Below are 13,592 nucleotides of genomic sequence, written 5' to 3'. Positions count from 1 at the left end.
AGACGCCGACGGCGCTGCACCCGAAGACACCTTTGACCTGATTCTGGCCGATGTCACCCCCGGGGAGGTCGAAGCCGCCAGGGAGCTGGTCCCCTATCTGCGCGACAGGCGCCCGGAGGTCTACGCGGAGTGGTCCGCCGCAGCAGGGGCCAGCATGGACGGATCCAGGAACCGCATCGCGATGAGCAGCTCGGCACGGGTTCCGGCGTCGGCAAGGTCCTTGCCCAGCAGTTCCCCGGCCTGACCCACCAGCCGGCGCACGCTGTTGCGGTGCAGGGACAGGGCCTTGGCCGCCGCGTCCCAGCTGCCGTTCTCCTCCAGCCAGCCGTTGAGCACCCGCAGCACCGCACGGACCTTCTCGTCGTCGGGCTCCAGCAGCGGTGCCAGCAGTTGCTGCGCCAGCAGCGTGCCGGCCTCCCGGCCCAGCAGACCGGCCACCGAGACCGCGACAGCGTCCACACGGATGCTCCGCCCGGAGCTGCGCACCTGCGCGCGCATGGCCGTGGCCCGCTGGTGCGCGGCGGCCAGTTCCGTGGGCTCGGCGGCATCGGAGATTGCCAGCAGCCAGCCGTTGCGCTCCGCCTCGGCGATCACGGCGTCGTCCACCTTGAGCCGGGTGATGGCACTGAAGCCGAAGTCCGTCAGCTCCACCAGCTTGGTGTCGAAGATGCGCCGCCATTGCAGCAGCTCCCGCCCGGACTCCCCCGTGGCCGCGCGCGCCGGAGCGCTTGCATCGGCCCGGATGCCCTGGACCACCCGCAGCGCGGCCGCACGGGAGGATGAGGTGCACTGGGCCAGCAGGTCCTTGGCCGGCCCACCGCCGCGGCCCAGGGCGGCCACGGCCGTCTGCGGGTGCAGCAGCAGTGCGGTGGCCAGCTGCCCCGGGGCCAGCGCGCCCCCGGTCCGCTGGCGGCCCAATGCCTCCAGCAGGCCCACCGCCACCTCCACGATGTTGCGTTCCACCGGCCCGGGCTGCTCGGCCATGCCGATGACCAGGGCACCGATGTTGGCATCCCGGGCGCTGCGCAGCGGATAGCCCGTGACGACGGCCGAGTGCGGCTCGTCAAAGGAATCCACCTCGATGCGCGGCCCCGAGCCGGCAAAGAGCTTGTCCAGCAGCGGCCGCAGCCGCCCCGGATCCGCCCCTGCGGCCGCGGGTGCCCCGATCCCCGGGACCAGCCCGGGCGCTGCGGCGCGGTGGCGCGGGCGCCCGTCGGAGCCGGCCAGCACGGCCCACAGCGGCATATGCCGGGCGAGGACCTCCAGCACCTGCCCCTCGGGCTGGTCGGACAGAGCCCCGCGCAGCAGCGCCCTGGTGGCATCGGAAATGCGCCGCAGCGCCCGCATGTTCTGCGTTTCAAGCAGCCGGGCGTAGAGCATGCCGAGGGCGGCAAAGGGCACCGATTCCGGCACCCGCAGCAGCATGAGTCCATGCCGTCGGCAGGCATCCACCAGGGCGTCCGGGACGTCATCAAAGTACGGCCTGATCCCAAACCCCAGGGCGCAGACACTGGCCTCGACCAGGCGCTGGACGTAGGCATCGATCCGCTCCGGGGAGCCGCCGTCGCCGATGAACTGCAGCCCGGCGGTCAGGAGGACCTCCCCCGCCAGCAGGTACGGGGTGGGATCCTCCAGCTCACTGGGTTCCATCCAGCCCACGGTGGTGTCCGCGGCAGAAGCCAGCAGAGCCCCATCCACCACCAGTTCCGGACCTGCGGGCAGGGCGGCCAGGAAATCCGCCAGCGTCACGCGGCCCAGGGACGTTGGCAGCGCGGCATCGCGGCCCACCGGTGCGGCCAGGCTCATGCGCTGGCCACGGGGTTGAGGAAGGTCCGCGGCAGCCGTGGGGCAATCCGGTTGATGATCTCATCCCCGTGGCTGCCGATGGCCTCGCCCCACTCGTCAGCGCTGGCACCGCCGCCTGCGGGGTCGCCAAAGAGCTCGGCCATCTCGCCGGGGCGGATGCCCCGCGGGTCCGGCCCCAAATCAACCATGAACTGGTCCATGCACACCTTTCCGATCACACGCACGCGCTGCCCTGCGACGGTGACCAGGCCACGGCCGCTGATGCCCTTGGGGATGCCGTCGGCATAGCCCAGGGGGATCAGCCCAAGATAGCGCGTTTCGTGCGTGATGGCCTGGTGCTCGTAGCTCACCCCCGTGCCGGCAGGGACCTTCTTGACCATCACCAGCGGTGCGCGCACGGACAGCGCGGGGCGCAGGCCAAAGTCGGCCGGGTCCAGATGGTCCGCCGGTGCCAGCCCGTACATGGCCAGCCCCACCCGCACCATGTCGAAGTGGTACTCGGGCCGGGCCAGCACATTGGCCGAGCTCGCCACATGCCGCAGCTGGGGGTCCAGGCCGGCGGCGCGGGCCTGCTCCACGGCCCGTTCATAGCCGGCGACGGCGGCCGCGTTGCCCGGGTGCGCCGGGACATCGGCCCAGGCCAGGTGCGTCCACAGGCCGCGGACGCCAATCCCGCCAGGTCCGGCCGCCTGCCCCGCGGCGGCGGCTGCGGCCACCAGCTGCTCCCATTCATCCGCCCGGGCACCGCCGCGGCTCAGGCCGCTGTCCAGTTCGAGGTGGATCTGCGCCCGGACACCCAGTTCGCGGGCGATGGCGGCCACGCCATCAAGCTGCTCCAGGCTGCCGACGGAGACGTCGATGTCATGTTCCAGCGCCGAGCGGATGGCCCCGCTGTTGCTGGAGGCCAGGTACAGCCAGGCCAGGATGGGCGCTGTGATGCCGGCCTGGCGCAGCGCCACGGCCTCGGCCAGCTGGGCCGTGCCCAGCCAGTCAGCGCCGGCGTCCAGCACCGTCCGCGAGACCTCCAGAAGCCCGTGGCCATAGGCGTTTCCCTTGACCACGGCCATGAACGCCGCACTCTGCGAGCACCGGCGCAGGATCTCCACATTGCTGGCAATGGCCGCCAGATCCACGGTGATTTGGCCGGATTGCGGCTGCGCCATCGCAGCTTCCATTTGTGCAAAATGTCTCATGGTTGACCAGTGTAGGGCATTTCATCCCGACATGTAACCGGCATCACATGGCACTGTTGTTCCTACGGAGATCCGGCCACCGGACCTTCAACCCGGCCCTTAGCGGCCGCCCCAGCACGAATGGAGGTCAATGATGACCCAGCAGACACTTGTCCGCGATGAGCCGCTCAGCCTGGCCGGGCAGCTCATGCGCCGCAAGCCCCTCGGACAGATGATCCAGGAGGCCGGCACGTCCACGCACGGCCCCTCGCTGCGCCGCAGCCTCGGCGTCTGGCAGCTGACCATGATCAGTGTCGGCGCCACGTTGGGCACCGGAATCTTTGTCATTTTGGGGTCGTCGGTCCCGCTGGCCGGCCCGGCCATTTGGATCTCCTTCCTGGTGGCCGGATTCGCGGCGCTGCTCTCCGCCATCTCCTACGCCGAGATGGCCGGGGCAGTTCCGGTCTCCGGGTCCAGCTACTCCTACAGCTACGCCACCATGGGCGAGGGCATCGCCTGGATCTGCGGCTGGTGCCTGGTCCTTGAATACGCCGTCTCCGTAGCCGCCGTCGCGGTGGGCTCCGGTGAATACGTGAACGAGACGCTGGCGGCGTTTGGCCTCTCGCTCCCGGATGCCGTCACGGCCCCGCCCGGCACCGACGGCGGCATGCTCAACATCCCGGCCATCGTGATCGTGCTGCTGGCCATGGTGCTGCTGGTCCGCGGCGCCAAGGAGAGCGCCTGGGTGAACACCGTCATGGTCACCGTCAAGGTGGCGGTGCTGCTGATGTTCTGCATCATTGCCTTCACGGCCTTCAACGGGCACCACTTCGACACGCTGATGCCCATGGGCATGGCCGGCATGTCCGCCGCCGCCTCGCGGCTCTTCTTCTCCTACATCGGCTTCGACGCCGCCTCCACCGCCGGGGAGGAGGCCAAGAACCCCCAGCGGGACCTGCCCCGGGCCATCATCGCCTCGATGATCATCATCACCGCCGTCTACATTCTGGTGGCCGTCTCCGCCATTGGCGCCCGGGAATGGAGCTGGTTCGACGGCACCGAGGCCGCCCTGGTGCAGATCCTGCAGGAGATCACCGGCAACCCGTGGCTGGCCCTGGTCTTCTCCATCGGCGCCGTGCTGGCCATCGCCAGCATCGTGCTGACCGTGCTCTACGGCCAGACGCGCATCCTGATGTCGATGTCCCGGGACGGCCTCGTGCCCAAGATCTTCGGCCGCGTCTCCCCCAAGACCGGCACCCCGGTGGCCGGCACCCTGATTGTGGGCACCGCCGTCGCCGTCACCGCGGGGCTGGTTCCGCTGGGTGCACTGGCCGACGCCACCAGCATCGGCACGCTGTTCGCCTTCGCCCTGGTGAACCTGTCCGTCATCTACCTGCGCCGCCGCCGGCCGGACCTGCCGCGCACCTTCCGCGTCCCGCTCTACCCGATCACCCCGATTCTGGGTACCGTCATGTGCATCTACCTGATGGCCAACCTGGGCTCCACCACCTGGTGGGTCTTCGGCGTGTGGATGCTGGTGGGCGTGGCCGCCTACTTCGGCTACGGCCGGCGCAACTCCCGCGTCGCCGCACTGAGCCGGGAGGACTACCGGACGCTCTCCGACGCCGAGCCGGACTGCCCCCAAACCTGACCCTTAACCCGCACTTGAACCACCGGACCTACAACCGAAAGCACGCCAGCCATGTCGCAAGCCACTGACCTGCACACCGCCTCCCCCGCAGACGCCCCCGCGGACCACACGGGCGCCGCGCCCACCGCGGAGGAGTCCGCGCCCATCACCATGCTGAATCCGGACTTCCCCTTCAGCTATGACCACTACCTGGCCAACCCCGCCGGGCTGGGGTCCGTGCCGGAGCATCTGTACGGCACCGAGGTGGCGGTGGTGGGGGCCGGGCTGTCGGGCCTGGTGGCCGCCTACGAGCTGATGAAGCTGGGCCTCAAGCCGGTCATCTACGAGCCGGGGTCCATTGGGGGCCGGCTCAAGACGGAATCCTTCCCGGGCGCGCCGGACGTCGTCGCCGATCTTGGCGGCATGCGCTTCCCCGTCTCCGGCAAGGCGTTCTACCACTATGTGGATCTGCTGGGGCTGGCCACGGAGGAGTTCCCCAACCCGCTGGCCGGGCCCACCTCCAGCACCGTGATCGAGCTGGCCGGGCAGAAGCACTATGCAGAGAAGCCCGAGGATCTGCCGGAGTTCTTCCGCGAGGTTGCGGCGGCGTGGAAGGCCGCGCTGCGCGAGCACGCCTCCTTCGATGAGATGCAGCTGGCCATCCGGACCCGGGACACCGCCCGGATCAAGGAACTGTGGAACGCCATGCTGCCCGAGTTCGATGAGCAGACGTTCTACGGCTTCGTGGCCGCCAGCCGCGCCTTCCGCGAGGCCGGCTTCGCACACCGCGAGGCCTTCGGCCAGGTCGGCTTCGGCACGGGCGGCTGGGACACGGACTTCCCCAACACCATCCTGGAGATCCTGCGCGTGGTCTACACCGACGCCGACGACGCGCACCGCGGCATTGTGGGCGGCGCCCAGCGGCTGCCCGAAGCACTGTGGGAGCATGCGCCGTCGGACGCCGCCTTCTGGCCCGCGGGCACCTCGCTGAAGTCACTGCACCGCGGCAGCCCGCGCGGCGCGGTCGCCAGCATCACCCGCGGTGCACCCACGGAATCGAACCCGGCCGGGGACATCGTCCTGACCGACCGCTGGGGCCACAGCGCCTCCTACCCCACCGCCATCGTCACCTGCCAGACCTGGCTGCTCTCCACTCGCATCCACACCGACGAGGCGCTGTTCCCGGCCGGGCTCTGGACGGCCATCGAGCGCAACCACTACATGCAGTCCTCCAAGACCTTCGTCATGGTGGACAGGCCGTTCTGGAAGGACCGCGATCCGGTGACCGGCCAGGAGGTGCTTAGCATGACGCTGACCGACCGCCTGCCCCGGGCCACCTATCTGCTGGACAACGGCCCGGACAAGCCCGCGGTCATTCTGCTCTCCTACACCTGGAACGACGACGCCCTGAAGTGGCTCTCGCTCGACGCGGATGAGCGGGTGCGGCTGATGCTGCATTCCCTCGCCCAGATCTACCCCGGCGTGGACATCGCGTCCCACATTGTGGGCGAGCCCATCACGGTTTCCTGGGAGGCGGACCCGAACTTCATGGGCGCCTTCAAGGCCAATCTGCCCGGCCACTACCGCTACCAGCAGCGGCTCTTCAGCCACTTCAAGCAAGATGGCCTGCCCGCCTCCCAGCGCGGCATCTTCCTGGCCGGCGACGACGTCTCCTTCACTGCCGGCTGGGCCGAGGGTGCCGTGAGCACGGGGTTGAATGCGCTGTGGGGCGTGGTGGCACACCTCGGCGGCACCTCGTCGCCGGGCAATCCCGGCCCCGGTGATCTGCTGGATGAGCTCGGCCCGATCGAACTGGACTAAAGCCAGTCCGGACCAACGGCAGGAAGTACGACGGCGGGGTGCGGCTGCAGTGGCGGGGCGGATTCAGGTGGCCGGCCCGCCGTCGTTCGCTGCCAGGCGTCCCCTCCCTGTCAGTCCAGCGTGAGCGACCGCAGTGCGGGGCGCGGATCGAGTCCGTCCTCCGCGGCCACCAGCAGCACGAGCGCCCGGGCCTCCTCGCCGCAGGCAGCACAGCCCAGCAGGTGGGAGCGCAGCGCGGCAAAGCCAGCGGGCGTGCCGGCCAACAGGCTGTCCACGAGCCCGTCGATCTGCTCAAAGCAGTCGTCGCAGGACAGCCACGGCTCGGCCGCCAGCGCGAGCCGCTGCGCCTGCTCCTCGCTCAGTTTTCTGGGTTGCATCGTCATGGGATCACCCCCTCGGAGACGTCGTCAGAGAAATATCCCTGCGCCTCCAGCCGCGCACGGAGCTTGGCCCGTGCATCGTGGAGCGTCTTGTAGAGAGCATTGCGCGTGCTGCCCAACCGCTCCGCGAGGACGTCGATGGGCACCTCGTCCACCAGCAGGGCCAGCACCACCATCCGCTGGTGTGCCGTCAGCGAGGCATCGATGGCGTGGCTGACGGCTTCGGAGAAATCCGCGGCCACAGCCAGCTGTTCGGGCGAGGATGCGGCGGCGGCCGGCTCGGCCACGAGTTCCAACGGCACATCACGGTGCCGCCAGATGTTCCGCCGCACCTCGACGGCCGCGTACAGGATGCCGAACTTGTAGGCCCACGTCGTGAATCGGCTGCGGCCCTCGAAGCTGGAGAGCTTGCCCAACACGGCCACCATGGCCTCATCTGCGGCCTGGTTCACCAAATCCTCGCGGCGGGCCATGCCAATGGCCGGCAGCTGGGCCGCCATCACCGACACCTGGTGCCGGGCCGCCTTCAGCAGCAGCCGATGCAGGTCCTCCAAGGCCGTCTCGTGGCCGGGGCAGGGTCCGCTGAGCAGGAGCACCCAATCCGCCGGAACCTCCTGGGCGCCCACCGGGCCTGTGCCGGCCAGCCCTGGGCCGTCGAGGGCAGCCATTGCCTCACTCCCGCCGCTGGGGATCGGGGAAGGGTCCAAGGATCCGGACCGCGAGCTCCGGCGGACAGCCGTTGTCCACCAGAGTGAGCAGCGCGTGGAAGTCCACCCTGGGCGTTGCCGACAAGCGCTGGGCCATCGGCGCCGGAAATCCGGATGACACCAGCAACCTGCACCGCCAATCAATGGTGCTTGAGCTGGCGCCGCACATGTCGCTGCTGCGCTCGGAACTGCTGCTGCGGAGGTGCTGTGCCGAGACTGCCATCCTCGGCACCTCATGGTTGGTGTTCATACCTACTTAGTGTCGCCCTCAGGGGTCCGTCTTACATCCCAGCGGGAGGATTCTTCCCCACGGATGCCCCCCCCCTGCGCGCCGGTGCGGCGGCGCAGGTAGGACGGCCGCTGGTGCGGCCCGGCCCGCTGCCGCAGCGCAGCTGACCTGCGCCTGCAGGCAGGTGCGGGGAGGTCCCGCGGCAACCGCGGAACCTCCCCACACCATAAAGCTCAGCGGCCGAAATGACCGCACCGCTTGCCTCTCACTGCCGGGGAGGGAAAACCCCTTGCAGCGCGATGATGTAGTTCAGCGTGAGGAATGGCTGCCGGTTCTCGTGCGCCTGGCCTGATCCTGCAACGCCCGTGGCCGCCATGACGCCGCTCGCCACGCCGTACACCCCACCAGTGGCGGGCGCCAAAGTGGCGGGCCGGTCCGAGGTTTGTGCCCCCGCGGCCGGAATGGAGTGGACGTGCTGGGGAATTTGGGTTTGGTTGAGTGCCACGGATTCAACGCCACCCGTTTCACCGATGACATAGGGAGTCAGTCCCGGGCCCTGCCCCTGGTGGATGGGCACCCGCCCCTGCAGATTGGGCAGGGCGAAGGTGTTGACGCCGTTGCCACCGTAGGTGGTACCCAGCAGTGAAAAGAGCGCCGTGTTCTGTGCAATGGACAGAAGCTGCCCGTTGCACAGGGCCCAGCCCCGCGGGGCAAAGTTGAAGCCGGTGATGGAGATTTCGCCAATGAATGGGTCAGTGGACATGAGCGGCCTTTCAGCTCTGCGAAGGGAAGATGCCTTCGGCGCAGATGACGAAGTTGATGGACAAGAAGGGCTGGATGTTGTCATGGGGCTGGTTCCCGCCTGAGACCGCGGACGGTGCCAGGACGGTTCCATCCACGGGACCAAACGAGCCACCCTGGGCCGGAACCAGGCCCATCGGCGAACTGGACATTTGGGACCCGGCTGATGGCATCCAATGCTGGTGGGATGCCATGGTCGAATTGGTCACGGTGACCGATTCCGATCCGCCGGTTTGTCCCAGGACATAGGTGGTTCCCGATGCGGGCGACCTACCCTGGTGAACAGCAACCCGGCCGCGCAGATCCGGAACAGCAAAAGTGTTAACACCGTCGCCGCCATAAGTGGTGCCCAACAGCACGAAGAGGACTTCATACTGGGAGATCGGCAGCAGACTGCCATCACAGAGGAGCCAGCCCCGGGGGGCGAAGTAGAAGCCCACCATGATGATGTCGCCAACGTAAGGTTCCGCAGCGCTCATGAATTTTCCTCCCTGGAGGCACTGATGATGGCTGTCGCAGTGGTGGCACCCCGGCTGACCAGCAGTGGTACTGCCCCGAGCCGCGGATGTTCCACCGAGGGGACGTCGGAGGACAATGCGCCCTCCTGCAGCGAAAACACCAAGGCAAAGGCATCAAAGCTGCCGAACTCTGCACTGAGCAGCACCGCGGGTGCACCGTCCACCGTCAGCGTGGAGCCGACCAGCGGTTGCCAGGCAGCCATGGAGTAGGGGTTCTGGGCCCTGCCCAGCGCCGAAACACCCAGTGCGGGCACCACGGCCGCCACTGCAGCGAGCGCGCCGCCGGCCAACACCGTCCTGCGGGTCGGTTGAGGAAAGCGTGCCATCGCTCAGCCCGCGAACTTCATCGAGTAGCGCAGATTCGCCACGCTGGCCCCGCCATTGTCCACCCTGAGGCTCACGGTCTTGCCCGCCGGAATGGTGACCGAGTGCGTTGAATCCACGCAGGACTTGGCGTTGGCCGCAGCCGTGCACGCCAGGGCACTGGACACTCCGTCGACCACCACCGTCAGCGTCACAGCTCCCGGCGAGGAGACACGGACGGACAAATTGGAGAGCACTCCGGAAGTGGGAAGCTCGATGGCTGCATCCGTCTGGGTGGTGACCACCCGGCTGGTGCCGGAGAGTGGCGAGTAGCTGGTGGCATCGGCGCCGTCGATGAACGGCACGGAACCAATCATGCCCGGGCTGGCACCGGCCTGACCCTGAGGGCCTTGCGGCCCGGCGGGGCCGATGGGGCCCGCTAGTCCGGATGCGCCTGCCACGCCCGTGGAGCCCACGGCGCCGGTGGCACCGGTGAGCCCCTGGAGGCCTTGGGGTCCGATGGGGCCCTGAGGTCCGATCAACGATTGGGGCGTTCCCGACCAGGAACCGAGGGCCTTGGGGCCGTAGACCTTGAAGCTGGTTGTGTCCAGATAGAAATCTCCGTCAATGCCCAGGTTCGACGCGGGAATTCCAGAGCCGTTGCGAATGCTGTTCCCATTGGTTCCCGGCAGACCCGCGACGCCTTGGATGCCCTGGGCGCCTATCGCACCTGTCGCGCCCGTTGCGCCTTGGGCGCCGGTCGCTCCAGCGACACCCTGAATGCCCTGAATGCCCTGAATGCCTTGGGCGCCCACTGCGCCCGTCGCACCCTGGTTGCCGGTCGCTCCGGTGGCACCTTGAATGCCCTGGGCACCCTGAGCACCGGTTGCGCCGACGGCGCCAGTGTCGCCCGTCGCGCCGGTGGCACCTGTTGGGCCGGCGGGACCCGCGGCACCTTGAATGCCCTGGGCGCCCTGCGCACCGGTTGCGCCAGCAGCGCCTGTCGCGCCGACGGCACCCTGAGAGCCGGTGTCACCCTTGGCGCCAGTGGCACCCTGGGCTCCCGTGGCCCCGTCGGCACCTGCAGCGCCTGTCGCGCCGACGGCACCAGTGTCACCCTTCGCACCCGCGGCACCCGTCGCGCCAGTCGCACCTTGTGTGCCTTGCGCGCCGGTTGCACCCTGTGCTCCACTCGCGCCGGTCGCGCCAACGGCACCCTGAGAGCCGGTGTCACCCTTGGCGCCAGTGGCACCCTGGGCTCCCGTGGCCCCGTCGGCACCTGCAGCGCCTTGGGCGCCGGTTGCACCCGTTGCACCCGCGGCTCCGGCATCGCCCTGGGCACCCGCCGCTCCAACAGCGCCAGTGGCGCCGGCCGCACCCGGTGCGCCGTTCTGGCCCGCCGCTCCAGCGGCACCGGCCAACCCGGCGGCGCCGTTCAATCCATCGGCGCCGGAGGGACCCGTGGGTCCGGCAGCGCCGGAGGGGCCAGCGGTTCCCGCGGCCCCGTCCTTGCCATTTGTGCCATCCTTGCCGGCAGCACCGTCCCGACCGGCGGACGTCGCATTGTCCGCAAGCTTGGCCGACCAGGAAACGGCCACGGCATCGTTGCCGCATGCCGCTGGCGCGGCCGGGCTGACGGTGACGTTGGTGAACTGCCCTGCATTGGCATCGAGACAGGCACTGAACGATCCTGAATCGTCGCTGCCCGGTGTGCAGGCCGCCAGTGAAAGGCCTACGGCCAAAGCCAGGGTGGACCCGATGATTCGGCGTCCAGAAAGCGGTCGTGACATCACAATTAGCCCCTCAACCTTGTGATTGGTACCCAAGCCCCCATAGACCCCGGGCAAAAAGAATAAGACCTGCCAGCACAATCAATACGGCTGGCACCGGAAACGTAACACGAATCCGTGCCACCCGCAGGTACTGTGAAGGCATTTCACTCTTCGGCCCCATCATGCCGGCACCGCGGCGCAGGCATCTCTTGCCACATGCACCCATTTTTGTGCGCGCCACCCGGACCTGGTTGCACCGAGGAACACCAAGTGGCGGGGACGCAACACTGCGTCCCCGCCACTTGGCGTTCCTCATCTATCAGGCTTTGTCAGCGGGCCGCGACGCTGTCCACCGCATCCTTCTCACTGCGAAGCTCCGCCTGGAACTTCGCATAGCGGGCCAGATGGGCCGGACGGCGGCGCAGGATGAACCAGGCCACGCCGAGCACGATGAACCAGAGCGGTGTGGCCAGCAGCGCCAGCAGCGTGTCCGGCTGGGTGGTCAGGGTCCAGAGCACGAAGCCGAAGAACGCGAAAACCACCCACACCATGGGAATGCCACCGGGCATCTTGAACTTGGACGCATCATGGAGCTGCGGGCGGCGCTTGCGGAAGGCGATGTAGCTGGCCAGGATGATGGACCAGACGAAGACGAAGCAGACGGCCGAGACGGTGGTGACCATGTCGAAGGCCTTGCCGATGTCCTGGCCGGCGTACATGAGCACGACGCCGGAGAGCAGCAGGACGCAGGAGAGGAACAGTGCGTTGCGGGGAACCTTCCGCCCGGAGAGGCTGTTGAATACGGACGGCGCGTCGCCCTCCTGAGCCAGACCGTAGACCATGCGCGAAGTGGAGTAGATGCCCGAGTTGGCGCTGGACATGGCCGAGGTCAGCACCACCAGGTTCACCACCGTGGCCGCTGCGCCCAGCCCGGCCAGGGAGAACATGGCGATGAAGGGGCTGTGTCCGGCGGCGAACTGGGTCCACGGGATGACGGACATCAGGATGATCAGGGCACCCACGTAGAAGAGCAGCACGCGCACCGGGATCGAGTTGATGGCCTTGGGCAGGTTCTTCTCGGGATCCTTGGCCTCGGCCGCCGTCGTACCCACCAGCTCGATGCCCACAAAGGCGAAGACGGCAATCTGGAAGCCGGCGACAAAGCCCATGAATTCATTGGGGAAGAAGCCGCCGTGGCTCCACAGGTTGGTGAAGCTGGCAGGTCCTGCCTCGGAGGAGAAGCCGCTGAAGATCATGAAAAGGCCCACAATGATCAGTGCCGCAATGGCAATGATCTTCACCAGGGCAAACCAGAACTCGGTCTCGCCGAAGGCCTTCACGGTGGTCAGGTTCAGCAGCAGCAGGATGGCGATGGTTGCCAGTCCCGGGATCCACAGCGGGAGCCCCGGCCAGAGTTCCTGGGAGTAGCCGGCGATGGCGATCACGTCCGCAATACCTGTGATCACCCAGCAGAACCAATAGGTCCAGCCCGTGAAGAAGCCGGCCCAGGGACCCAGCAGGTCGGCGGCAAAATCGCTGAAGGATTTGTAGTGCAGATTGGAGAGCAGCAGCTCCCCCATCGCCCGCATGACGAAGAACAGCATGAAGCCGATGATCATGTACACGAAAATCACTGAAGGGCCGGCCGCGGAGATCGTTTTGCCCGATCCCATGAACAGGCCGGTGCCAATGGCTCCACCAATGGCAATCAGCTGGATGTGGCGGTTGGACAGCGAGCGGGACAGCTGTTGGCCGTCGCCTGCGGGGGTGGATGGGGTGTTACCCAGCGTGGCCGTCGTTTGCTTTGGCATGGGGCTTCTTTCTCATCAGGAAAGCTGTTGTGAAGAACGATGGATGGCAGTGGTGCTGCAGCTGTGTCGTGGATCTGCCGGCCTCGGCACAGCACACCATGGACCGTCGTCGGCGACGGACAATGAAGGGTGTTTTGTTGCGCGGCCATCTGGCGGCATGGCCCACAGGGGCCGGCCACTGGCCGAGTGTGCAGCGGGAATGTGGTCGTTGTCCAGCATTCTCAGCTGGAGATCTCAGGGCCGGCAGGTGTTCCGTGGCGGCTACGGGATCAGTGTGGAGTGCATCACACAACAATGTCAAGCCGGCCCACACCGCCCCAAATCCGCCCGGACCTCGCCGCGGCCGCGGGGCGGAGATCTTGCCTGCGGTTCGAATTGCGTGTAACTTGTGTGCTGAATCACCACAACTTCATATGCCTTTTGAACCGTGGCGGGAGAGTCCTCCAGCCATCCAGCGGGCAGGCGCCGTAGGAGCAAATCCTCCCCAGGAATCTCTCAGGCCCCCGTACCGCCACGGCGAGGCAACTCTGGAAAGTAGTCAGGCCCCAGGCCCGGACTCACCGACGGTGCAAGCGGACTCTGGTCCGCGGAAACTCTCAGGTCCAATACAGAGCGGGGAGGAACCCGGTCCGTTCCGACGCA

Annotated in this window: 12 protein-coding genes and 1 riboswitch; of the genes, 3 read left to right on the top strand and 9 right to left on the bottom strand. The window is 67.8% G+C overall.

Annotation, left to right across the window (positions count from 1 at the left end):
* Window positions 1-120: 120 nt before the first annotated feature.
* The gene (locus K254_RS0120595; protein WP_026556920.1) at window positions 121-1,806 is read right to left on the bottom strand and encodes a PucR family transcriptional regulator; all 1,686 of its coding nucleotides are present in this window, start codon (window positions 1,804-1,806) and stop codon (window positions 121-123) included.
* Window positions 1,803-2,969 carry an alanine racemase gene (gene alr / locus K254_RS0120590; protein ID WP_231391929.1) on the bottom strand — a complete coding sequence of 389 codons (1,167 nt, stop codon included), beginning with the start codon at window positions 2,967-2,969 and terminating at the stop codon, window positions 1,803-1,805. The genes K254_RS0120595 and alr overlap by 4 nt, the downstream gene beginning before the upstream one ends.
* A gap of 163 nt (window positions 2,970-3,132) precedes the next feature.
* Here alr and K254_RS0120585 point away from each other — a divergent pair, with 163 nt between their 5' ends.
* Both K254_RS0120585 and K254_RS0120580 read left to right on the top strand, forming a co-directional pair.
* Window positions 3,133-4,629: an amino acid permease gene (locus tag K254_RS0120585; RefSeq protein WP_231391928.1), complete on the top strand. Its 1,497-nt coding sequence runs from the start codon at window positions 3,133-3,135 to the stop codon at window positions 4,627-4,629.
* A 51-nt stretch (window positions 4,630-4,680) separates the two neighbouring features.
* A complete protein-coding gene (locus K254_RS0120580; RefSeq protein WP_026556917.1) occupies window positions 4,681-6,429 on the top strand; it encodes an NAD(P)/FAD-dependent oxidoreductase in 1,749 nt (582 codons plus the stop codon).
* A 110-nt stretch (window positions 6,430-6,539) separates the two neighbouring features.
* On the opposite strand, the gene K254_RS24545 is transcribed toward K254_RS0120580, so the two are convergent.
* Entirely contained in the window at window positions 6,540-6,812 is a 273-nt protein-coding gene (locus K254_RS24545) for a hypothetical protein (protein ID WP_196811024.1), read from the bottom strand.
* Window positions 6,809-7,477, bottom strand: a complete 669-nt coding sequence (locus tag K254_RS0120570; RefSeq protein ID WP_026556916.1) for an RNA polymerase sigma factor — start codon at window positions 7,475-7,477, stop codon at window positions 6,809-6,811. Before K254_RS0120570 ends, K254_RS24545 begins: the two co-directional genes overlap by 4 nt.
* An 83-nt stretch (window positions 7,478-7,560) precedes the next feature.
* Between K254_RS0120570 and K254_RS25840 the strand changes: the two genes are divergently transcribed.
* The gene (locus tag K254_RS25840) at window positions 7,561-7,776 is read left to right on the top strand and encodes a hypothetical protein (RefSeq protein WP_155848642.1); all 216 of its coding nucleotides are present in this window, start codon (window positions 7,561-7,563) and stop codon (window positions 7,774-7,776) included.
* 234 nt (window positions 7,777-8,010) lie between these two features.
* Here K254_RS25840 and K254_RS0120560 read toward each other — a convergent pair whose 3' ends face one another.
* The 5 genes from K254_RS0120560 to K254_RS0120540 form a co-directional block, all read right to left on the bottom strand.
* Entirely contained in the window at window positions 8,011-8,508 is a 498-nt protein-coding gene (locus K254_RS0120560) for a phage tail protein (RefSeq protein ID WP_026556914.1), read from the bottom strand.
* Window positions 8,509-8,518: 10 nt separating this feature from the next.
* Complete coding sequence (locus K254_RS0120555) at window positions 8,519-9,025, bottom strand: phage tail protein (protein ID WP_026556913.1); 507 nt, start codon at window positions 9,023-9,025, stop codon at window positions 8,519-8,521.
* On the bottom strand, window positions 9,022-9,390 hold the full coding sequence (locus K254_RS0120550) for a hypothetical protein (protein ID WP_155848641.1): 369 nt from the start codon (window positions 9,388-9,390) through the stop codon (window positions 9,022-9,024). The genes K254_RS0120555 and K254_RS0120550 overlap by 4 nt, the downstream gene beginning before the upstream one ends.
* Window positions 9,391-9,393: 3 nt before the next feature.
* On the bottom strand, window positions 9,394-11,157 hold the full coding sequence (locus tag K254_RS25515; RefSeq protein WP_081710294.1) for a collagen-like protein: 1,764 nt from the start codon (window positions 11,155-11,157) through the stop codon (window positions 9,394-9,396).
* 311 nt (window positions 11,158-11,468) lie between these two features.
* Window positions 11,469-12,950: an amino acid permease gene (locus K254_RS0120540; protein WP_035750428.1), complete on the bottom strand. Its 1,482-nt coding sequence runs from the start codon at window positions 12,948-12,950 to the stop codon at window positions 11,469-11,471.
* A 421-nt stretch (window positions 12,951-13,371) separates the two neighbouring features.
* A riboswitch (glycine riboswitch) is annotated at window positions 13,372-13,471 on the top strand.
* Window positions 13,472-13,592: the final 121 nt, after the last annotated feature.

It is taken from the genome of Arthrobacter sp. 35W (assembly GCF_000482545.1).
Classification (GTDB): Bacteria; Actinomycetota; Actinomycetes; order Actinomycetales; family Micrococcaceae; genus Specibacter.
This window is presented reverse-complemented; position numbering and strand designations above follow the sequence as displayed.